Source organism: Sphingomonas sp. HMP6, from assembly GCF_013374095.1.
GTDB lineage: Bacteria > Pseudomonadota > Alphaproteobacteria > Sphingomonadales > Sphingomonadaceae > Sphingomonas.
The window spans coordinates 1,837,843-1,858,971 of record NZ_AP022672.1 but is presented as its reverse complement, the minus strand read 5'-3'; the positions used below and the strand labels follow the sequence as shown (position 1 = coordinate 1,858,971).

20 protein-coding genes are annotated in these 21,129 nt (G+C 64.0%); 11 read left to right on the top strand and 9 right to left on the bottom strand.

Translation table 11 applies throughout. From position 1 onward, the window contains the following. Window positions 1-48: 48 nt before the first annotated feature. Entirely contained in the window at window positions 49-714 is a 666-nt protein-coding gene (locus HMP06_RS09235) for an HPP family protein (RefSeq protein ID WP_176496831.1), read from the top strand. Here HMP06_RS09235 and HMP06_RS09230 read toward each other — a convergent pair. The 3 genes from HMP06_RS09230 to HMP06_RS09220 form a co-directional block, all read right to left on the bottom strand. Continuing rightward, the gene (locus HMP06_RS09230) at window positions 711-2,099 is read right to left on the bottom strand and encodes a glutamate--cysteine ligase (protein ID WP_176496830.1); all 1,389 of its coding nucleotides are present in this window, start codon (window positions 2,097-2,099) and stop codon (window positions 711-713) included. The genes HMP06_RS09235 and HMP06_RS09230 overlap by 4 nt on opposite strands. Before the next feature lie 50 nt (window positions 2,100-2,149). Beyond that, window positions 2,150-2,890, bottom strand: coding sequence for a 16S rRNA (uracil(1498)-N(3))-methyltransferase (locus HMP06_RS09225; RefSeq protein WP_176496829.1), 741 nt, complete (start codon window positions 2,888-2,890; stop codon window positions 2,150-2,152). Window positions 2,891-3,038: 148 nt separating this feature from the next. Continuing rightward, on the bottom strand, window positions 3,039-3,194 hold the full coding sequence (locus HMP06_RS09220; protein WP_176496828.1) for a hypothetical protein: 156 nt from the start codon (window positions 3,192-3,194) through the stop codon (window positions 3,039-3,041). 127 nt (window positions 3,195-3,321) lie between these two features. On the opposite strand from HMP06_RS09220, the gene ubiA reads away from it, so the two are divergent. Genes ubiA through HMP06_RS09200 form a run of 4 tightly spaced genes read left to right on the top strand, consistent with a single transcriptional unit; the run spans window position 3,322 to window position 6,861 of the window. Then, the gene (gene ubiA, locus HMP06_RS09215) at window positions 3,322-4,239 is read left to right on the top strand and encodes a 4-hydroxybenzoate octaprenyltransferase (RefSeq protein WP_176496827.1); all 918 of its coding nucleotides are present in this window, start codon (window positions 3,322-3,324) and stop codon (window positions 4,237-4,239) included. Window positions 4,240-4,281: 42 nt separating this feature from the next. Beyond that, window positions 4,282-5,640 carry a TldD/PmbA family protein gene (locus HMP06_RS09210; protein WP_176496826.1) on the top strand — a complete coding sequence of 453 codons (1,359 nt, stop codon included), beginning with the start codon at window positions 4,282-4,284 and terminating at the stop codon, window positions 5,638-5,640. Next, window positions 5,633-6,412, top strand: a complete 780-nt coding sequence (locus tag HMP06_RS09205; protein WP_176496825.1) for a 3'(2'),5'-bisphosphate nucleotidase CysQ — start codon at window positions 5,633-5,635, stop codon at window positions 6,410-6,412. Before HMP06_RS09210 ends, HMP06_RS09205 begins: the two co-directional genes overlap by 8 nt. A 23-nt stretch (window positions 6,413-6,435) precedes the next feature. After that, on the top strand, window positions 6,436-6,861 hold the full coding sequence (locus HMP06_RS09200) for a hypothetical protein (RefSeq protein ID WP_176496824.1): 426 nt from the start codon (window positions 6,436-6,438) through the stop codon (window positions 6,859-6,861). A 45-nt stretch (window positions 6,862-6,906) separates the two neighbouring features. On the opposite strand, the gene HMP06_RS09195 is transcribed toward HMP06_RS09200, so the two are convergent. Beyond that, the gene (locus tag HMP06_RS09195) at window positions 6,907-7,605 is read right to left on the bottom strand and encodes a hypothetical protein (RefSeq protein ID WP_176496823.1); all 699 of its coding nucleotides are present in this window, start codon (window positions 7,603-7,605) and stop codon (window positions 6,907-6,909) included. Between the two features lie 4 nt (window positions 7,606-7,609). Then, entirely contained in the window at window positions 7,610-8,809 is a 1,200-nt protein-coding gene (locus HMP06_RS09190) for a toxic anion resistance protein (protein WP_176496822.1), read from the bottom strand. 172 nt (window positions 8,810-8,981) lie between these two features. Here HMP06_RS09190 and HMP06_RS09185 point away from each other — a divergent pair, with 172 nt between their 5' ends. The 3 genes from HMP06_RS09185 (at window position 8,982) to HMP06_RS09175 (ending at window position 14,052) form a co-directional block, all read left to right on the top strand. Further along, window positions 8,982-11,357: a TonB-dependent receptor gene (locus HMP06_RS09185; protein ID WP_176496821.1), complete on the top strand. Its 2,376-nt coding sequence runs from the start codon at window positions 8,982-8,984 to the stop codon at window positions 11,355-11,357. A gap of 120 nt (window positions 11,358-11,477) precedes the next feature. Next, the gene (typA, locus tag HMP06_RS09180) at window positions 11,478-13,319 is read left to right on the top strand and encodes a translational GTPase TypA (RefSeq protein ID WP_176496820.1); all 1,842 of its coding nucleotides are present in this window, start codon (window positions 11,478-11,480) and stop codon (window positions 13,317-13,319) included. A 259-nt stretch (window positions 13,320-13,578) separates the two neighbouring features. Further along, complete coding sequence (locus tag HMP06_RS09175) at window positions 13,579-14,052, top strand: DUF2269 family protein (RefSeq protein ID WP_176496819.1); 474 nt, start codon at window positions 13,579-13,581, stop codon at window positions 14,050-14,052. On the opposite strand, the gene HMP06_RS09170 is transcribed toward HMP06_RS09175, so the two are convergent. Further along, window positions 14,049-14,456, bottom strand: a complete 408-nt coding sequence (locus HMP06_RS09170; RefSeq protein WP_176496818.1) for an EVE domain-containing protein — start codon at window positions 14,454-14,456, stop codon at window positions 14,049-14,051. The two genes, HMP06_RS09175 and HMP06_RS09170, sit on opposite strands and share 4 nt — an antisense overlap. A gap of 143 nt (window positions 14,457-14,599) precedes the next feature. On the opposite strand from HMP06_RS09170, the gene HMP06_RS09165 reads away from it, so the two are divergent. After that, on the top strand, window positions 14,600-14,992 hold the full coding sequence (locus tag HMP06_RS09165; RefSeq protein ID WP_176496817.1) for a hypothetical protein: 393 nt from the start codon (window positions 14,600-14,602) through the stop codon (window positions 14,990-14,992). Window positions 14,993-15,086: 94 nt separating this feature from the next. Continuing rightward, window positions 15,087-15,362 carry a DUF3297 family protein gene (locus tag HMP06_RS09160; RefSeq protein WP_176496816.1) on the top strand — a complete coding sequence of 92 codons (276 nt, stop codon included), beginning with the start codon at window positions 15,087-15,089 and terminating at the stop codon, window positions 15,360-15,362. A 19-nt stretch (window positions 15,363-15,381) separates the two neighbouring features. Here the strand turns inward: HMP06_RS09160 and HMP06_RS09155 are convergent, their stop codons facing one another. Both HMP06_RS09155 and HMP06_RS09150 read right to left on the bottom strand, forming a co-directional pair. After that, window positions 15,382-16,179 (bottom strand): LytR/AlgR family response regulator transcription factor, encoded by a 798-nt coding sequence (locus tag HMP06_RS09155; RefSeq protein ID WP_176496815.1) that lies wholly within the window; start codon window positions 16,177-16,179, stop codon window positions 15,382-15,384. Continuing rightward, window positions 16,176-17,312 (bottom strand): sensor histidine kinase, encoded by a 1,137-nt coding sequence (locus tag HMP06_RS09150; protein ID WP_176496814.1) that lies wholly within the window; start codon window positions 17,310-17,312, stop codon window positions 16,176-16,178. The genes HMP06_RS09155 and HMP06_RS09150 overlap by 4 nt, the downstream gene beginning before the upstream one ends. Window positions 17,313-17,480: 168 nt before the next feature. On the opposite strand from HMP06_RS09150, the gene HMP06_RS09145 reads away from it, so the two are divergent. After that, window positions 17,481-18,077 (top strand): HD domain-containing protein, encoded by a 597-nt coding sequence (locus HMP06_RS09145; protein WP_176496813.1) that lies wholly within the window; start codon window positions 17,481-17,483, stop codon window positions 18,075-18,077. Between the two features lie 82 nt (window positions 18,078-18,159). Here HMP06_RS09145 and HMP06_RS09140 read toward each other — a convergent pair whose 3' ends face one another. Then, entirely contained in the window at window positions 18,160-21,009 is a 2,850-nt protein-coding gene (locus tag HMP06_RS09140) for a TonB-dependent receptor (RefSeq protein WP_176496812.1), read from the bottom strand. Between the last annotated feature and the right edge of the window lie 120 nt (window positions 21,010-21,129).

Here is a 21,129-nt window from a genome sequence, read left to right as displayed (position 1 = left end):
GCCGCCGTCACGTTTCTTCGGGCCGGACAAGCTGTTAGAGCCTCAGGTGTGAAGCTGTTCCATCCCATTGTCGCCGGCGCGCATCTGCCCGATCGGCTTGTCGCTTGCGTCGGCTCGCTCGCCTGCGTCGCGCTCACCGTCCTGCTGTGCAGCGCGCTTGGTATCGTGCCGGTAGAACTGCCGATCATCGTCGCACCGATCGGGGCATCGGCCGTGCTGGTCTTCGCCGTGCCCGCCAGCCCGCTTGCTCAGCCCTGGCCAGTCATCGGCGGCAATATCGTATCGGCGCTGGTCGGGGTCGCCGTCGTGCGGTACGGGCCGAGCGGCGCCGCAGCAGCCGGGTTGGCGGTCGGTGGCGCGATCCTGATCATGTCCCTCCTGCGCTGCCTCCATCCGCCGGGCGGTGCTGCGGCGTTGACCGTCGTCATCGGGGGCAATGCCGTTCACGCCGCCGGATGGAGCTTCGCTTTCGTGCCTGTGGGCCTTAACTCGCTCGCGCTAGTGGCGCTCGGTATTCTGTTCCATCGGGCGACCAGGCACTCTTACCCGCATCGGCCCGCGCGGATTGCCATGTCGGATCCAACCGGCCTGCACCTGGCCGATATCGATGCGGCGCTGGAGGAGATGCACGAAAGCTTCGATATCAGCCGCGCGGACCTCGACGCACTCCTGACCCGGGCCGAAGTGCATGCCTTGGCGCGCCGCAGTCGTTAGAACCGCAGCTCGTCATACACTTTCGAAACGTCGCCGCCCCACACGCCATGATATTTGTCGAGCAGCACTTGCGCCGGAACCTTGCCGCTGCGCACGATCTCGCGCAGCGGATCGAGGAAGCCGGTTTCGTTGCTGCCGCTCGCATCCTGGCGGTTACGCGCTGAAAGTCCGGCGCTGGCGATATCGACCACTTCGCCCGCAATATCGCGCAAGCGTCGCCCGCCCGCGATCGGCGCGTCCAATCCCAGCTTCGGCACCGATGACCGCAGCGCCTCGCGCTCCTCCATCGTCCAGCCCTTGACCACATCCCACGCCGCATCGAGCGCACCCTGGTCGTACAGCAGCCCGACCCACAGCGCCGGCAGCGCGCAGATCCGCCCCCACGGCCCGCCATCGGCCCCGCGCATCTCGAGGAACGTCTTCAGCCGCACTTCGGGAAAGGCGGTCGAGAGGTGGTCGTTCCAATCGTTCAGCGTCGGTTTTTCACCCGGCAGGACCGACAAGTCGCCCTTGAGGAAATCACGGAACGAAAGCCCGGCAGCATCGATATATTTGCCGTCGCGGTAGACGAAGTACATCGGCACATCGAGGGCATAGTCGGCGTACCGCTCATACCCAAAGCCATCCTCGAACACGAACGGCAACATCCCGGTCCGCGCCGGATCGGTGTCCGACCAGATATGGCTGCGATACGACAGCATCCCGTTGGGCTTACCCTCGGTGAAGGGCGAATTGGCGAACAGCGCGGTCGCCAGCGGCTGTAGCGCGAGGCCGACGCGGAACTTCTGCACCATATCGGCTTCGGACTGGTAATCCAGATTAACCTGAATGGTACAGGTGCGCAGCATCATGTCTAGCCCCATGCTGCCCACGCGCGGCATGTGGCGTAGCATGATCGCGTAGCGGCCCTTGGGCATGATCGGCAATTCGGCGCGCGTCTTGTCGGGCCACATGCCGAGGCCGAGGAAGCCGATCCCGAAGCGATCGCCGATCGCCTTCACTTGTTCCAGATGTCGCCCGGTCTCGGCGCAGGTCTGGTGCAAATTTTCGAGCGGCGCACCCGACAGCTCGAACTGCCCGGCGGGTTCCAGGCTGATCGATCCGTCCGGCCCGTTCATCGCGATGACGTTCGGCGTGCCGTCGGGGCCCTTCTCCGTCACGGGCACCCAGCCGAATTCGGTCAATGCATCGAGCAGATCGCGAATGCCGCCCTTTTCGGTGTAGCTCGGCGCGTGATGGTCGCTGTCGGCATAGACGAACTTCTCATGCTCGGTGCCGATCCGCCAGCGCTCCGGCGGCTTTTCCCCGCCCGCGAAGCTGGCGACGAGCTGATCGTGCGATTCGATCGGCGGGGATGTCTTCACGGAGTCGAGGTGTGTCGTCATTTGCGCGCTTTAGCGCCGCAGCGCGCGCCCCGCCAGCGCGTTTCGATTCGCTACCAATCGCCTCTTGCTGCCATCCAGATCGCCACGGCCGCTGCCGCCGCCGTATCGGCACGCAGGATGCGCGGCCCGAGCGCGATGCCGATCGCACCCGGAAGGCCGCGAATCGCCGCGCGCTCGTCCGCATCGAAGCCACCCTCGGGTCCAATCAGGATTGCCGCACTGTCGCCGCCGTCTTTCATCGCGTCGAATGCAGGCACGCCACCATTCTCATCGGCGAAGAACAAGGTGCGCCCGACGGGCCAATCGCGCAGCAGCGCCACCAATTTCACCGGATCGGCAAGCGCGGGCACGGCGGTCCGCCCACATTGCTCCGCCGCCTCGATCATGTGCGCGCGCAGCCGCTCGCCATTCAGCCGATCGACCACCGTCCGCCGCGTCAGCACCGGCACCAGCCGCGCCACGCCCAGCTCGCACGCTTTCTCGGCGACCCAGTCGATCCGCCCCTTCTTGATCGGCGCGGCGCAGAGCCACAGATCGGGCACCGTCTCGGGTTCGCGAAGTTGCTCGGTCACGTCGAGCATCAGGTCGCGCTTGCCGACGCTCGCCGCCACCCCGAGCCATTCGCCGGAGGTGCCGTCGAACAGCTTGACCGGATCACCCGCCTTCATCCGCATCACGGCGACGAGGTAATGCGCTTGCGGCCCTTCGATCCGTAGCGGGCCGACCGACAGAGGTGCCTCCACGAACAGGCGCGGGGTCGATTGCGGGGGCCAGGCGGGGGTTGCGGGCATGGGGTGGCTGTAGGGCAGGGGTGGGCGGCATGGCAAATCGGCGGGCAGGCGGTTCCCCGTTGTGCTCCTGCGAAGGCAGGAGCTCAGGGTTGCAGGAGCCGACCCTTATATCCAGGGCTCCTGCCTGCGCAGGAGCACAGCGGCAGTATCACCGCCGCCGCCAAACCCTGCGCACCACCGCCACGATAACCCCTAAAACCACAACCACCAGCAAAGCCCACGCCGCCATCACCCCGACGCCGCGCGCCAGCGCCCACAGCAACGCCTCGAAGAACCGTCCGATCGCGACGGAGAGATGAACCACGCTGCCCGCCTTTGCTGACTCTGCCCGCACATCGGCACTCCGCTATCGCCGTGGTGCCGCTCGATGTCGAGCGATCGCGACGGTAGGGACTGTCTCCGGCTCGCGCGCTGGTGCATGGAGCGGAACCATGACCGCGACCGATCTCACCCCGGATACCCAGCATAGCGGCTTCGTCCGCTTGCTTCCGACGCCTGCGCGCCCGTTCGCCTTGCTCGCGCGGCTAGACCGGCCGATCGGGTGGTGGCTGTTGTTTTGGCCCGGCGCATGGGGCGTCGCGCTGGCGGGCGGCGCGGTCGCGCACTTCGATCTGATCCTGTGGTTGCTGCTCGGCAGCATCGCGATGCGCGGGGCGGGGTGCGTCTATAACGACATCGTCGACCGCGATCTCGATCGCAAGGTCGCGCGCACCGCCGCCCGGCCGCTGGCGAGTGGCGCGGTGTCGCTCAAGGCGGCTTGGGCGTGGCTGGTGATCCTGTGCCTGCTTGGGCTGGTCGTGCTGCTGCAACTCCATGTCTATGCCGCCGTCGTGGCGCTGCTCAGCCTCGCGCCGGTCGCCGCCTATCCGTTCATGAAACGCATCACCTGGTGGCCGCAAATCTGGCTTGGCCTGGTCTTCTCCTGGGCAGCTTTGGTCGGGTGGAGCGACGTGATGGGCGCGCTCACGCTGCCCGGCCTGCTGCTCTACGCCGGGTCGATTTGCTGGGTGGTCGGCTACGACACGATCTATGCCTTGCAGGACCGTGAAGACGATGCGTTGATCGGCGTGCGCTCCTCGGCGCTGCGGATGGGCAGCCGCGTGCGGCTTGGCGTAGGCCTGTTCTATGTAGGCGCTCTGGCGTTGTGGGCGGGCGCGATTTGGGTGCTGCGGCCCGATTGGCTCGCGTTGGTCGCGCTGCTGCCGGTCGCACTGCACTTCGCCTGGCAAGTCGCGACGCTCGATCCTGCCGACGGGGCTGGCGCGCTGCACCGCTTTCGCGCGAACCGCTTCGCCGGGCTGCTGGTGTTTCTGGCTTGCGCCGTCGTCGGCACGCCGTGGCCCTATTGAAGCGCGGTTGCACCGTCGCCCCCTCCAACCTAAGTCGCAAACATGCTGAACCCCGATCAAGCCCGTGAGCGCGCCGCCGATATCGTTTCCCGCGCCACGGCGGCCGGTGCCGATGCCGCCGATGCGGTCTATGCCGCCGACATGTCGCTCGATATCTCGGTGCGGCTGGGCGCGCTGGAGGATGTCGGTCGGTCGGAAAGCGCCGATCTCGGCTTGCGCGTCTTCGTGGGGCAGCGCTCGGCGAGTGTGTCGACCTCCGATCTGTCCTCCGATTCACTCGCCGCTCTGGTTGATCGCGCCGTCGCGATGGCCCGCGAAGCGCCCGAGGATGTCTGGGCCGGTCTCGCGCCCGCCAACCGGCTGATGCACGGCGCGCCCCCGTTGCTCGATCTTGATGATCTGGCCGGCGGCGGCGACGGCGCCTCGCCCGAATCGCTGCGCGATGCCGCGCTGGAGGCGGAAGACGCCGCCCGCGCCGTTGTCGGTGTCACCAATAGCGAGGGCGGATCGGCCAGCGCCTCGCGCTCGATCTGGGCGCTCGCCACCAGCCACGGCTTCGCCGCCGCTTATGCCGCAACCGGCTACGGTCTGTCCGCTAGCGTGCTGGCGGGGGAGGGCGGCGCGATGGTGCGCGATTACGCCTATACCTCGGCCCGCCATCGCCACGCGCTGGAGCCAGCCGCCGTGATCGGCGCCCGCGCCGGCGACCGCGTCGTCGCGCGCGTCAATCCCGGTCGCCTCGCCAGCGGGCCGATGACCGTTGTGTTCGATCCGCGCATCGGCTCCAGCCTGCTCGGTCATTTGATCGGCGCGATTTCCGGATCGTCGATCACGCGCAAGACCAGCTTCCTGCTCGACGCGCTCGGCACGCAAGTCTTCGCCCGCGGCGTCACCGTGCTCGACGATCCGCACCGCCCGCACGGGCTGCGCTCGCGACCGTTCGATGGCGAAGGGCTGCCGGTCTCGCCGAGTACGATCATCGCCGACGGTATGCTGGAGTCGTGGCTGCTCGACAGCGCCTCGGCCCGGCAATTGGGGCTAGAGCCGACCGGCCACGCCGCGCGCGGCGTCGGGGGCGGGCCGGGCGTGTCCACCAGCAACATGCACATGGCGGCGGGCAAGATGCCGGTCGCCACGCTGATCGAGGACATTGTTGACGGCGTGTTCGTCACCGAGCTGATCGGCATGGGCGTCAACGGCGTGACCGGTGATTACAGCCGGGGTGCGGCGGGTTTTCGGATCGAGAAGGGCGTGCTCACCGGGCCGGTCGCGGAATTCACGATCGCGGGCAATTTGAAGGACATGTACCGCAATCTGACGCCGGCCAACGACCTCGAATTCCGTTTCGGCACCAACGTGCCGACGCTCCGGATCGAGGGGATGACGGTGGCGAGTGGCTGAAGCCGGCCTCGCTAAGGCGGTCGCGGCGGTCGCCGCCGAGGCCGGCGCGCTTGCTCTGTCGCACTGGCGCACCGACTTTCACCGCTGGGAAAAGAGCCCGGGCGATCCGGTTTCTCAGGTCGATCTCGACGTCAACACGCTGATCCGCGCGCGGCTGTCCGCCTTGCTGCCCGATGCCGGCTGGCTATCTGAGGAAACCATCGACACCGCCGATCGCCTGACGTGCGGCCAGGTCTGGGTGGTCGATCCGATTGACGGCACGCGGGATTTTATTCGCGGGCGCGATGGCTGGGCGATCTCGATCGCGCTGGCCGAGGCGGGCCGAGTCACGATCGGCGTGCTCGATGCGCCCGCGCGTGGGGAAATCTGGTCCGCCGCGGTCGGGCAGGGGGCGCTGCGCAACGGCGTGTCGGTGCAGGTCGGCAGCCGACGCGACCTGGCCGGCGCGCGCGTGCCGATCGACGCTTTGCCCAAGGACAGCGATCTGGTCGCCGTCGCCAAGCCCAATTCGATCGCGCTTCGCATCGCGATGGTCGCCGCTGACGAGGCGGACATGGTCGCGACGCTGCGTTGGGGCAATGAATGGGATATCGCCGCCGCCGCGCTGATCGCGGCCGAGGCGGGCGCGACCGTGACCGATGCGCACGGCGTTCAGCTTAGCTTCAACACGGCCAGCGCTCAGGCATTCGGCGTACTCGCGACCACGCCCGCGATCCATGCCGCCGCCGTCGCGCGGCTGGCGGAACGGGCCAAGGCGTTGTCCGTCCGATGAGCACGTGCCGCAGGAGCAACCCGATGACCAAGACCCTGACTCGCCTTTCGATCGCCGCGCTCGCGATCTCGTTGATAGCGCCCTTTGCGCTCGCCGCCGCGCCAAAGCCCGCCCCCAAAAAGGCCACGCCCAAGCTGGTGCTGGTCACCGTCAAGCAGATGACGGTCGCGGTCGATCCCGCGGGCGATGAGAAAGCGATTGCTGACAAGATCGCGGCGTTTCAGCAGGCGTCGCTTGGCATCTTCTCCTGCGCCGATGTCGCTGGGGTCGCCAAGACCGTCGGCGCCAGCGTGGCCGATGCTGCGGGCGTGCCGCTTACCGCACTTCCGCCTGCTTTGCGCGACACCGTCCGCACGATGAAACTCGGCACCGCGACGCAGATGTTCGGCGATCGCAGCGAGGGCAAGGTCCGCGTGCTGGTACTCTGCGCGCGGGCGGTGGAGCGGTAACGGCTTGAACGCTCTCTAACGTGTGGGGTTGGGTCCTGCGGAACCCTAAACCCCCCGGTCGTCGCGATATTTGATCTCCAGAAACCGCCCGCGCGTCGCCAGCGAATCGAGATCGCCCTGCGCGATATGCTCGGACATCTCGCCGATCTCCGCGTCGATCAGGCGCAGGCTTTCGGCCAGTTGTGCGTCCGGGCTTTTCCCGTTGCGCGCCACGCTACGCAACGCAGGCGGCACCTTGGCGTAATCGCGCAGCAGGTCGGGCAATTGCTCGCCGATCAGTTTGCGCAATTCAGCAGCGGCCGGTTGCTGCTCGTCGAGCGTCGCGAGCTGCGGCGACAGCATATCGAGCCGTACGCCGATCCCGTCGACCAGCGTCTGCGCCGGCGCGGGCAGGGCCTTGCGCTGCGTATCGAGCCATTCGCCGGTGCGCGACGGCAGCAATTTGAGCGGCACGGCTGGAAGCTGCTCGGCGCGCACCGTCGGCGTGAAATTCGCAAACAAGGCGAACAGCGTGACCAGGATCAATAGCGCACCCACCAGCAAGGCCCCGCCCATGCCAAGCGGCACGAACCAGCCGATCAGGATCGCCGCAACAATGATCGCAAGATCCGCCCCGGCCGCCACCGCAAACCTCTTGGCAACCGAAGTCCCCCGCCGACGCTGCGCCACCATCGCGCGCCGCTCGGCGCGGGTGCGGTCGAGCAATTCACCGGCGCGGGCAATCTGGCGGTCGACATCGCTCACGGCATCACTCCGCCTCCAGCTTGAAGCCTTCGGTAGGACCGGAAAGCTGGTTCTGCGCCGCGCCCTCGGCCCGCGCGATATAACCCTTCGATTTCTCGACCTCGGTCGACAGCGTCCCGACCGTCGCCTTCATCGACACCAGCGCCTTGGCCTTGAACGAATCGATCGCGTCCATCGTGTCATAGATGTTCTGGAACGCGCGCTGCAGCGTCTCGACCGGGATGGTCGCGGCGGCGGCTTGCTCGTGGATCGTCGCGGTCTGCGATTTGAGCAGCTTGCCGGTAGCATCGATGATGTTTGCGGTGGTCGAATTGAGCGCGGTAATCTGGTCGAGCACCAATTTCTGGTTGGCGAGTGCTTGCGCTACCGTGACCGCCGTACGCAGCGCGCTAACGGTCGTGGTCGACGCGCGATCGACACCCTTCACCAGTTCGATATTGTTCTTCTTGACCAGATCGAGCGCGAGATAGCCTTGCACCGTCACCGCCATTTGCGTCAGCAGATCCTGCGTGCGTTGGCGCACATAGAACAAGGCGCTCTCGCGGATCGCTTTCGCCTTGGCCGGATCGGTGTGGTCGAGGTCGTTGGCTTTCTCTTCCAGCCGCGCATCCATTTCCTTCGACAGCACGATCATCTGTTCGAGCCGCCCCATCGCGGTCCACAGATTGGCGCGCTCGGTGTCGATCGCGGCATTGTCCATCAGCAATTCGTCCTTGCCGCGCGACAAGGTCTTGAGGATCGCTGCGATGTGCGACTGCGAAGAGCGATATTTGTCGAAATAGGTGTTGAGCCCGCCGCCGAACAGCTTGCTCATCATCCCGCGACCCGAGATCAGCTTGCCGTTGACGCTCGGGTCGAGCTTTTCGATCGTGCGACGCAGCTCGGTCAAATCGGCGCCGACGCCACTTTCGCCGTCCATCGCCTTCACCGGGCGATCGAGGAAGCGGTTCGACTGGTCGGCTGCCGCGCGGATTTCCTTCTGCCCCATCGCCGCGATCGCATCGACGCGCTTGCCGAATTCGGGTGAGTTCACGTCCTGCGCGATCAGATCGTCGACGAAATCGGCAACCTTGGTCTGCAGTTTTGAGCGCACGCCATCTTCGATTGGCACCAGCCCGATCGCCTTTTCCGGCGACACCACTGGTACCGGGGTGGGCGGGGTCAGCACCAGATCGCTTGTTTCGGTATCTGTAGCGGTCGCCATCTCGTCACTCCGGCCAATGTCGCCTCTAGATGAAGCGGATCGCCGTCCGGTTCAAGTGTGTCGTTATGGTAATACGCGTTCCGTCACGTAACTTTCACCGAAACGACGCGAACGCGTCGCATACGATCGATACCGCACCGCAACAATTCAAACACCAAAGGGGTTTTGCGTAATGCGTCGTTCGTTCTCGCTCGTTCTTGTCGGCACCTTGCTCGGCTGCTGCTCCACCGCGGCGCTCGCCCAATCGGCGGTGCAGCCGACCGAGCCGGAGGCAAGCGGCCCCGACATCGTTGTTACCGCGCAGAAGCGGGAACAGAAGATCCAGGACGTGCCGATCACCGTCACCGCGGTCACCGGCGCGAAGATGCAGGAACTCGGGGTCAATTCGCTCGCCGAAGTCGCGCTCTATATCCCCGGCCTGCGCATTCAGGAGCAGAGCGCCAACAACCCCGGGTTCGTCATCCGCGGCATCACCTCGGACAGCGGTTCGTCGCAGCAGGGCGCGCGCGTTTCGCTCTATTACAATGGCATCGACGTCTCGCGCACACGCGGTGCGTATCAGGATCTGTACGATCTCGAGCGCTTCGAAGTGGTGAAGGGGCCGCAGGCAACGCTGTTCGGCACCGCATCGGCAGTCGGCGCGGTCAACATCATTTCGGCACAGCCGCGCGCGGGAACCTCGGCTGAACTCAATGGCTCCTACGGAAATTTCAACCGCAGCCAGGTCTCGGGCTTCGTCAATGTCGGCAACGACACGCTCGCCGGCCGTCTCGCCTTCGCCTACAAATATCACGATGGCTTTGTTCGCAACATCGCCGGCGACCCGAATGTCCCCAATCAGAATCAGGGCAAGATCAATCAGGACGATCTGAACGGTCAGGATCAGCGCGGCGTGCGCGGCTCGCTGCGCTGGGCGCCGACCGATGCGCTCACCGCCAGCCTGGTGCTAACCTATGACGGTCAGCGTAACCCCGGCACCGCTTTCCGCTCGCGGGCCCTGGCGCCGACGGGCGGCAATGGCGGCGACTATAGCTATGCCGAACTGTCGGGCTCGCCGTTCAGCGCGGCGGTGCTCGGTGACGCCAAGCTCGGCCTGAAGCGCGACGTGTACGACGCCAATCTAACCGTCACCGCACAGCTTGCGCCGGGCGTCAGCTTCACCACCGTCAACGGCTATCGCAAGTTCAACAGCAACGAAGTGTTCGATGCCGATGGCGGTCCGGCCTGGTACCTCGAATTCGCCGAGGATGCGCGCGGCGATCAGTGGAGCCATGAAGGCCGTTTCAACTTCACGGGCGACAAATATCGTGCGTCGTTCGGCTGGAACGCCTTCTTCGAAAACAATTTGCAGCGCGTTCCTTTCTCGACCGAGGAAGGCACGTACCTCGGCTGCTCGGTCTCGCCGAATTTTGCGGCGATTCGCACTTCCCTTGCTAACGCGGGCGTCGCGGGCTGCGTCGCGGCCAATGGCACGGTGACGGCGGCGCGCGCGACCGCGGTGCTCACCGGTGGTGCGGCAACGCAGCTTCCGTATCAGTCGGTGTTCACCAATTATGGCACCAACGATACCTATTCGGTCTTTGCCGACGGCACCTGGCTCCCGACCCCGCGGCTGGAAATCACCGCAGGGGCCCGGCTGCTGATCGAACAGCGCAAATCCGGCTATAGCTCGGTTCAGCCTAATTCGACGATTCTCGCGTCGCTCGGCATCCGCTCCAGCCTGCTCGGCACGGCCAATACCAATGGCCAGATCTTCACCGCGCGGAAGAGCTTCACCGCAGTCCTGCCGCGCGCGAACGTGCTGTATCGCGTGACGGACAGCGTGAATGTCTATGCGACGATCAGCAAGGGCCGCCGGTCGCCGGTGGTGCAGCTCAATGGGGCAAATATCGGCGGGGTCGTGGTACCCAACCTTCAAGTCGTGCCCGACGAAGTGGTGTGGAACTATGAAGCCGGGATCAAGGGCAAGGTCGGCCCGTTCACCGGGTCGCTCGGCGTGTTCTATCAGACCTATAATGGCTTCCAGGTTTCGGTCACCAATAACGGCGTGACGACCACGCAAAGCGCGGGCAGAGCGCGCAACCCCGGTGTCGAGTTCGAGGGCAACCTCAAGCTCGGGCGGTTCGTGAACGTGTTCGGCAACTTCGCTTATGTCGATGGCAAGATCGAGAAGAATGCCGCCACCGGCGCCTTCTCCGGCGCGCAATTCCGGCTCCAGCCGAAATATAGCGCCTCGGGCGGCATCACGCTGCGTGCGCCGGTCGGCAGCATGACGATCTACGCGACGCCCTCGGCCACCTATCAAAGCAAGGTGTTCTTCGAGCTTCCGAACAATCCGGCGATCAGCCAGGACGGCTATACGCTCGTCAACGTCCGCGCGGGCGTCGAATTGGCCGGTGGGAAATATCGCATCGGCGGCTTCGCCCGCAACGCGCTCAACAAAAAGTATCTGATCGACGCAGGCAATACCGGCGGCGGCTTCGGCATTCCCAGCTACATTCGCGGCGAGCCGCGCGTGTACGGGATCGAAATCGGCGGCAAATTCTGATCCGGTCGGGCGGGCGGCGCGAACCGGCGCGCCCGCCCGCCTGCTCGCGCACCTTGTTGCCGTGCAACATTTGCGCTAGGGGCGCGCGCTACATCTCAAGCTAAAGCACCGGACACACCTATGAGCCTCCGCAATGTGGCCATCATCGCACACGTCGATCATGGCAAGACCACTCTCGTCGATCAATTGTTCCGTCAGTCCGGCACCTTCCGCGACAATCAGCGCATCGAAGAGCGCGCGATGGATTCGAACGACCTCGAAAAAGAGCGTGGCATCACCATTCTCGCCAAGCCGACATCGGTCGATTGGACCCCGCCGGGTGCGAGCGAGAGCATCCGCATCAACATCGTCGACACCCCCGGCCACGCCGATTTCGGCGGTGAGGTCGAGCGCATCCTGTCGATGGTCGACGGCGTCGTTCTGCTGGTCGATTCGTCGGAAGGCGCGATGCCGCAGACCAAGTTCGTCACCGGCAAGGCGCTGGCGCTCGGCCTGAAGCCAATCGTCGTCGTCAACAAGGTCGACCGCAACGACGCGCGCATCCAGGAAGTGCTCGACGAAGTGTTCGACCTGTTCGTGTCCTTGGACGCGAATGACGAGCAGCTCGATTTCCCCGTGCTCTACGCCTCGGGCCGTAACGGCTATGCCTCGACCGACATGGACGCGCGCGAAGGTACGCTGATCCCGATGTTCGAAACGATCGTCGCCCACGTTCCGCCCCCCGCGGTGGAAGTCGCCGGCGTGCCGTTCACCTTCCTCGTGACGCTGCTCGATCGCGATCCGTTCCTCGGCCGCATCCTCACCGGCCGCGTCAATTCGGGCGTGGTCAAGGTCAACCAGCCGATCCACGCGCTCAACAACGACGGCAAGATCATCGAGACCGGCCGCGCGTCGAAGATCATGTCGTTCCGCGGTCTCGACCGCGTACCGGTCGACGAAGCGAAAGCGGGCGACATCATCAGCCTGGCCGGCCTGTCGATCGCGACCGTCGCCGATACGATCGCCGACACCAGCGTGAGCGAGCCGCTCCATGCCCAGCCGATCGATCCGCCGACGCTGTCGATGCGCTTCGCCGTCAACGATTCGCCGATGGCGGGCCGTGAGGGCACCAAGGTGACCAGCCGCATGATCCGCGAGCGCCTGTTCCGCGAAGCGGAGTCGAACGTCGCCGTGAAGGTGACCGAAGCGGCCGACAAGGACAGCTTCGAAGTCGCCGGCCGCGGCGAGCTTCAGCTCGGCGTGTTGATCGAGACGATGCGCCGCGAGGGCTTTGAACTCGGCATCAGCCGCCCGCGCGTGCTGTTCGGCGAGGATGAGGACGGCAAGAAGACCGAGCCGTACGAAACCGTCATCATCGACGTCGACGACGAATATTCGGGCACGGTCGTCGAGAAGATGAACATCCGTAAGGCCGAGATGACCGACATGCGTCCGTCGGTCGGCGGCAAGACGCGTATCACCTTTTCCGCGCCGTCGCGCGGCATGATCGGCTATCATGGCGAGTTCCTGTCGGACACGCGCGGCACCGGCATCATGAACCGGCTGTTCGAGAAGTACGGGCCGCACAAGGGCAACATCGAAGGCCGCAAGAACGGCGTGTTGATCTCGAACGGAGCGGGCGAAGCCAATACCTACGCGCTCGGCCCGCTCGAAGAGCGCGGCATCCTGTTCGTCGCGCACGGCGAGGCGCTGTACGAGGGCATGATCGTCGGCGAGAATGCCAAGCCGGACGATCTCGAAGTCAACCCGATGAAGACCAAGGCGCTGACCAACTTCCGCGTCAGTGGCAAGGACGACACCGTGCGTCTTACCCCGCCGAAGCGCGCGACGCTCGAGCAAGCGATTGCCTATATCGACGATGACGAGTTGGTCGAAGTGACGCCGAAGTCGATCCGGTTGCGCAAGCGGTATCTCGACGCGAACGAGCGCAAGCGCGCCAGCCGGGCGAAGCTGCAGAGCTGAGCCTCGGGGTATAGAAATGCGAAAGGGGCCGGGCGTGCGAACGCCCGGCCCTTTTCATTTGCGCTGCACGGTGTTTCGCCGAGGCTGCACCCCCATCCCGTTCGCCCTGAGCCTGTCGAAGGGCCCCGTGCCGCACGTCTGGCATCGCTTGTGGCACGCAGGGCTTCGACAGGCCTAGCCCGAACGGGGGGGAGTTATCTACGACACCGCGCTTGGCTTTGGCGGTTGATCGCGCCGGGATCGCGGATAGAAACCGTACATGGCGTACGAAACCGCGAAATTCATCCACATCATCGGCATCATCATGCTGCTCGGCAACGTCACCGCGACCGCGATCTGGAAATTCTTTGCCGATCGCAGCAAGGACGCGAAGATCGTCGGCTTCGGACAACGCCTCGTCACTTTGACCGACTGGAGCCTCACCGTCTGGGGTGCCGCGCTGACGATCATCGGCGGCTACGGCGCAGCGCTGATCGCGCGGATGGATCTCGTCGGCGAACGCTGGCTGTTGTGGGGTCAGATCCTGTTCGTCGTCTCGGGGCTGCTGTGGCTGGGCATCCTGGTGCCGCTGCAAATCCGCCTGGCGCGCATGGCCAAGAGGTTTCAGGCGGGCGGCGACATTCCGGACGCTTATTGGCGCGCCAGCCGCTGGTGGTTCATCGTCGGCCTGTTGATCACCGTGCCGTTGGTGGCGGCGGCGTGGGTGATGGTGGTCAAGCCGAACGGGTTTTAGAGCGGCGGCGTTCCGGCGCGCAGTATCACATCCCATTCCTGCTCCCGCACCGGCGACACGCTGAGCCGCGACTGGCGCAGCAGCTCCATTCCGGCGAGTGCCGGATCGGCCTTGATCGCCGCCAGCGTTACGGGCCACTCCAATGCCCCGAGCGGCGCGATCTCGACCGAGACCCAGCGCGCTTCCTCGCCATCCTGCTGCGCGGTGCGCATCACTTCAACCGTGCCGACGATCTCCTTGGGCTTGCCGCTGTGATAGAAGAAAGCCCGATCGCCGACCTGCATCGCCTTCAAATGCAGCGCTGCAGCGGGATTGCGCACGCCGGTCCATTCGGTTCGCCCCTCGGCCAGCAGATCGTGCCAGCCGTAGGTTTCGGGTTCGGATTTCAACAGCCAGAAGGCCAATGTTTGTCTCCTTCGCTGAACGCCGGTTAAACGCGACGTTCCGCAGCTATTCAGGGCGACTCGGCTAGTCGATGCAACAGCCTAACCCGTTGGTGCGTTCTTTGGCGATGCACGCACGGCGGCTGGAACGAGGAGGTTTTGCAATGAACGTCATCATGAAGAAGATCGGTCTCGCCGTGGCGCTCGGCGCGACTGCGCTAACGGCAGCGGCTCCGGCTGAGGCGCAGCGCTGGCGCGGCGGCGGGTATCGCCACTACGACCGCGACAATGGCGGTACCGCGATCGTCGCGGGTATCGCCGGTCTGGCAATCGGCGCAGCGATCGCTTCGAACCGCAACGATCGCTACCGCGACGATTATTATCGGCAGCAGGGGTTCGATCCCTATTATGACGATCGCTATTACCGCTCGCACAATTATTATCCGATGGACGGCTATTATGCCTATCAGCGTCGTGGCGGGTACAACCGCTGTTTCGTAGAGCGGCGCTACGATCCCTATTATGATGAGGTCGTTCGGGTCCGCGTTTGCCGCTGAGCCGATACTTCGATCGCAACACGGCGCCGGGAGCAATCCCCGCGCCGTTTTCGTGTCTGGCGTTGCTGCGCGATTTGCGTCATGAGCCGCGACCATGAGCGACACAGATCTCCCGCCCGACCGCCTTTCGTCCAACCCGCGCAGCCCGCATTATGACGAGGCCGTGCTGGCACGCGGCATCGGCATCCGCTTCAAGGGGCAGCAACGCACCGACGTCGAGGAATATAGCCGTTCCGAGGGCTGGATCCGCGTCGCCTTGGGCAAGAAGGTCGATCGCCACGGCAACCCACTGACGCTGAAACTGTCGGGCGAGGTCGAATCGTTTTTCGAAAATCCAGCACCGGGCGGCGAGGGCGAAGCGACCGAATGAAGGCCGCTTCGCCGCGCGCTTAGTGAACGAACCGCGCGACCACGTCGCGATAGGACCGCGACACCTTCACCTGCGCATTGGACTGCAGCACCAGGAAGCACTCGCCATTGGTGTGCGGTTTCACCTCTTTCACCAGATCGAGGTTGACGATCGTCGAGCGGTGGACGCGCTGGAAGCGGCGCGGATCTAAGCGGCGTTCGAGGTCTTTCATGGTCTCGCGCAGCACCAGCGAATTGTCGCCGGTCTTGATCACCATATAATCGCCGGCCGCCTCGATCAGTTCGATCGTATCGACATCGACGCGGAAGATCTGGCCGCGATCCTTGATGTTGATTAGCTTTTCGAAGCGGTTCGAGGAGACATGCTCGGCCTCGCCGAGATTTTCGACGGATTCGGGCGCGATCTCGGCGATCACTTCCTTCAGCCGGTCTGCCTCCTCGACGCCGCGCTTTTCGGTCAGGCGTTGGCGCACGCGATCGAGCGTATCGGCAAGCCGCGCTTCCTCGACCGGCTTCATCAGATAATCGACCGCGTCGGTCTCGAACGCCTTCAACGCATGGTCGGAATAGGCCGTCACGAACACGAACAGCGGGGGTTCGACCTCCATCAGCCCCTGTACGACGGAGAAACCGTCGAAGCCGGGCATCTGGATATCGAGAAAGACGAGGTCGGGTTTGTTGGTTTTGATCGAACGGATCGCCTCGCGGCCGTTCTGGCAGGTATCGATGATTTCGACGTCGTCATGCGCGGCAAGGCGCAAGGCGAGCCCTTGTGTAGCAAGCTTTTCGTCGTCGACGAGGATGGTGCGGATCGTCATGCAAACTCTTTCTTCGGTTCCTCGAGCTGGAACGGGATTTCAATCTCGACCCCGAAACCGCCCCCCGGGATCGATCGCATCTCGAAACTATGGTCAGGCCCGTAAGCCTGAGCCAGTCTCTCCCTGATATTGGCGAGCCCAACCCCGGTTGAAAGGGATTGAACCGCCAGCGAAACGCTTGACCGGTTCTTCGCCTCGTTCAAGCCGGGTCCGGTGTCGGATACGACGATCTGCACCCGATCCCCGGCGAGCCGCGCGACCACCGCGATTTCGGCGCCGTCTTCCTGCGGCGTTACCGCGTACTTAATCGCGTTCTCGACCAAAGGTTGCAGCAACAGCGAGGGTAAGCGCGCTTTCGCTACCCGGGGATCCACCTCAAAACTCGGGCGCAGGCGCTCCTCGAAGCGCATCTTCTCGATCTCGAGATACAGTTTCAGCGTCTCGAACTCCTGCTGCACCGTCACATGCGCGGTCGGTTCGTTGGCCAGGGTATAGCGCAGGAAAGACGACAACCGCCCGAGCATCGCATTGGCGCGCTCGGTTTCCTTGAGCAGCACCAACGTCGAGATCGAATTGAGCGTGTTGAACAGGAAATGCGGGTTGAGCTGATAGCGCAGCATCGCGAGCTGCGCGGAGGAGGCGGTGCTTTCAAGTGCTGCGAGCTGGTCGATCTGATCCTCGACGATCAGATAGAAATTGATCCCGAAATAGAGCGCGGTCCACCCGGCGAGGACGGTGAAATTGAGAAAGATCGTGCCCAGCACCAGTGGCAGCGTCAGCCCCGGCGACGAATCGCCGACAAAGGAGAAGGAAAACGCGTCGAGCACAGCGTAGAGCAACGTCGCCACCGCCAGCGTCAGCACCGTCAGCACCGCCATCGCGAAGCGCGGCTGGCGGCGATAGATATGATACAGCGTCGAGAGCAGCAGCGTGACGCTGTACCCGATGATCGATTCGAACACGACCGGCACCAGTCGCTTCAAATCCTCCGCCCCGGCGATGCTCGACACGGTCGAGACGCCACGCAGGATCAGATACCCCGTCCACCCAACGGCTTGCAGCGTCCAGAACGCGCGGCTCTTGTCTTCGAAGAAGGGCCGCGAGAAGATCGTGGGGCGGGAGATTAGCGGCATAGGGCCTTCTAGACCGGCTGGGATCGATGCGCAAAGCGATGGGTAGCCTTGCTTCCGTTCGTGTCGAGCGAAGTCGGGACACCTGTACGCGGGCTCGGTCTCGACTTCGCTCGACACGAATGGCCTTTGGTGGTTCATTGACCGCAAACGACGATCGAGGAGAGAGCCATGAACCACCAGCCAGAGCGCGCGCAGTTCACCGCGATGGAAGACGGCACGCAAGCCGATTGGACCCTCATATCCGGCCACTTCGGCCAGTTCGCGCGCACTTTGCCAAGCCGCGTGCTGACGCATCTCAGCTTGCTCGACGGCGATTATGGCGGCTTCCCGGTCGATCGGCTGCAGCATTCGCTCCAGACCGCGACGCGCGCGCACCAGGACGGCCGAGACGAGGCCTATGTCGTCATGGCGCTGCTCCACGACATTGGCGACACGCTCGGCACCTATAACCATCCGGAGATCGGCGCGGCGATGCTGCGGCCATTCGTGTCCGAGGAACTCCACTGGATCGCCAACACGCACGGCGTTTTTCAGGGCTATTATTTCTTCCACTACATCGGCGGCGATCGCGACTTGCGCGAAAACTACCGCGGCCACCCGCATTTCGAGGCGTGCGCGGAATTCTGCGAGAAATACGATCAGGCCGCGTTCGACCCGACCTATGAAAACGCACCGCTCAGCTTCTTCGAACCGATGGTCGGCCGCGTCTTCGCCCGACCGATAAACTCGATCTACGCCAAGATCGGGGAGACGGAGGCGGCCTGAAACCCATCAGGCCCGTCCGCTGAAACGAAAAAGGCCGCCGCTCCTTTCGGAACGGCGGCCATTTTCTTGACCTGACGGTCGATCAGAAGGCGACGTTGAGCGTGCCCACGATCGCGCGCGGCGAACCGATCTGGACGAACGGCACGTTGAACTGCGTGGTCGAACCACCCGAGAAACCGCCAACGTAATAGTTGTTGAACAGGTTCTGGACGTTCAGCTGCAGGTACGTCTTGTCGTTCAAACCAGCCCAGCCCATCGACAGCCGCGCATCGATATCAACCTGGGTGTAGGCCGAGGTCTTCTCCGGGGCCACCTGGTACAGGAAGCCGCGCGTACCGGCGAACGCGGTGGTCGTGCCGGTCGTGTTGGCAAGCGTCGGGCAGAGCTGGTTCACCAGCGCCGCGGTGCACTGCAGGTTCGGCAGGTTTTGGTCGTTATAGAAGCGCGGACCGGTACGCTTGGCCTGAATACCGATTTCGAGCGGACCAACGTCGGCCTGCGCGCGGCCGCCAAAGGTGAAGACCGGTGCGCCCGATTCACGCTTGCCAGCGGTCAATGCCAGGATCGGCGCGCCGACCGTGGTGCAGTTGATCGTCTGGGTGTTCGCGCAAGTGCCGAGGACCACGTTGTCCTTGATCTCCGACTTCAAATACGAACCGTAGGCATAGAGCGTGATTTCACGGATTGGGCGATAGGTGACGCTGCCGTCGATGCCATACTTATCGACGCGACCGAGGTTGCGGTAGAAGGTCTGCTGCGTATCGGGGTCGAATGCGCTGGCCAGACGGTTGGTGAAGCGCGTGTACCACGGACCAAACTGCGCTTGCAGCTTGCTGGTGGTGTAGCGCAAACCGAGGTCGAAATTGTCCGTCGTTTCCGGGGCAGGGTTGGCCAGCGACGAGTTCCGCGGAAAATAGAACGCGTTGTAGAGATTGTCCGTACCCGGAACCTGGATGCCCTTGGAATAATTCGCATAGAGCGAGAAGACATCGGCGAACTTGTAAGTGAAGCCGCCGCTCGGCAGCACGCGCTTGTAGTTGTAGACGCGGTTCTGCGGCGGGGCAAAGCCGGTCACGCGGTTGGTCGTGCTGTCGAACGAATAGGGGTTATACCCGGCAATCGCACCTTGCAGTGCCGCATCGCGGCCGAAGCATTCGACGAACCCACCCGAGCTGCTGGCGAAGCAATAGTTGGTCAAGTCGCGGCGGAAGAATTTCGCGGTCAGGCCGAGGTTGACCACCAGCTTCTTGTCGAAGAACTCACCGCGATACTCGGCCGAACCCTGCTGCAGCGTTGCGATCGAGGCACGGTCGCGCTTTTGCAGGACGGAGTTGTTCACGCCCGCGATCGGGTTGTTGACCGGGAACACGTCGAACGGCTGGCCGTTGAGTTGCAGGAAGCCGGTTTCGCCAGTCTGGCGGTGACGACCGTAATCGAGCGTGTAGCCGACGCGGACCGTCTGGCCCGTTGCAATGTCATAGCGCAGCGAAGCGATGACGCCGTAACGACGGGTCTGCGTCTGGCTCGGCGCCAGCACGTTGATGGTGTCGAGCAGATCGCCGTCACCATTCAGATCCTTGCCGAAGTATGGGTTGCCGGCGAAATAGCCGACCTGGCAGTTGTTCGCTGCGGTCTGCGGTGCGGTGATGCACTGCGTCGGGGTTGCCGTGTTGGGCGTGCCAACAACCGTGCCTACCGGATTGATGTCGCGCAGGCCCTCACGTGCGGTGACGGTGCCGCCACCATTCGCCTTGGTGTACTGATAGCTCGGATCGACCGTCAGGACGAGGTTCGGTGCCAGCGTGAAGCGGGCATTGACGCGGATGCTGCCGGTGTTCGACGGATTGTAACGCTCATCGAAGGCGGTACCGCACGCCGAGCCATTGTTCGAAGCGCCGGGCGCGACGACGTTGGCAGGCGCGTCGGCAACGCCGGGCGTGCCGCCGTTGATCGTGCAGCGCGCGACCGAATACGGCAGCTCATCGCGGCCCAGCGGGAATCGGTTGGCCGAACCCGTGCCGGCGAAGCGTGGCGCACCGGTGATCAGCAACGGATTGAGCGTCGTGATAATGTTGGTTGGCGTGTTCGGGTTGGCGGCGTTCGGCGCCGTGATCTGCGAGAACACATTGGTGTCGAAACGCAGCGGGGCGGACCCGAAGAAGTTGTTGCGGTTCTGGTTGTAATTGCCCGAAACCGAGATGAAGTCGCCGTTATTGCCGATCGGCTGATAGACCTTGGCATTGTACTGCTGCTTGCGGATCTTGCCGAAGTCGTTGAAAACAACATTGTTTTCAGCCGAGCTGGCGGAGAACCACGCCTTGGTGCCGAATGGCGTGAACACGCCGGTGTCGACCTTACCGAAGATGCGGAAGAACTGATATTCGCCAGCTGAACCTTCGAGGCGTGCGCCGAAATCGTCGGTCGGGTTCACGGTGCGATAGTTGACGGTCGAACCGGTCGCTGCAGCCGAAGGGCTGTCGACGTCGGTCGAGCCGTAATTGACGTTGACTTGCTCGATCAGCTCGGGGTCGAGCTGCTGGTTCGAATAGAGCGCATAATTGCCGGTGTCGTTCAGCGGAATGCCGTCGAAGGTCAGCGAGATGCGCGACGCGTCGAAACCACGAATGGTGAGCGTGCCGCCGGCCGAACCGAACGGATCGTTATTCTGGAAGCTGACACCGGGCAGGTTGTTGATCGTGTCGAGGATCGAGTTGCCGGGAGTTTGCTTGGCGATGAACTCCTGGGTCAGCACACCCTTTGCCTTGGACGTGTCGGGCGATTGGATGCCTTCGATGCCCTTGGTCGTGCGTGCGGTCACGACGATGTCTTCGCCGCCCTTTTCGAAATCGACCGAGCCGGTCGACTGCGCGAACGCTGCGCCTGGAATCAGCAGCGCGGCGAAAGCCACGCTCGTGAACAGCTTCATCTTCATGGTATTCCCCTTAGGATTCGAATCGCATCCGGGGGTCGGCGTTACCGGCCGTACAACCCCATTGGCGCTGCCCTTGCACCTGATATATTTCGGTTGGATGACAGTCGAGTCATGTCGCAG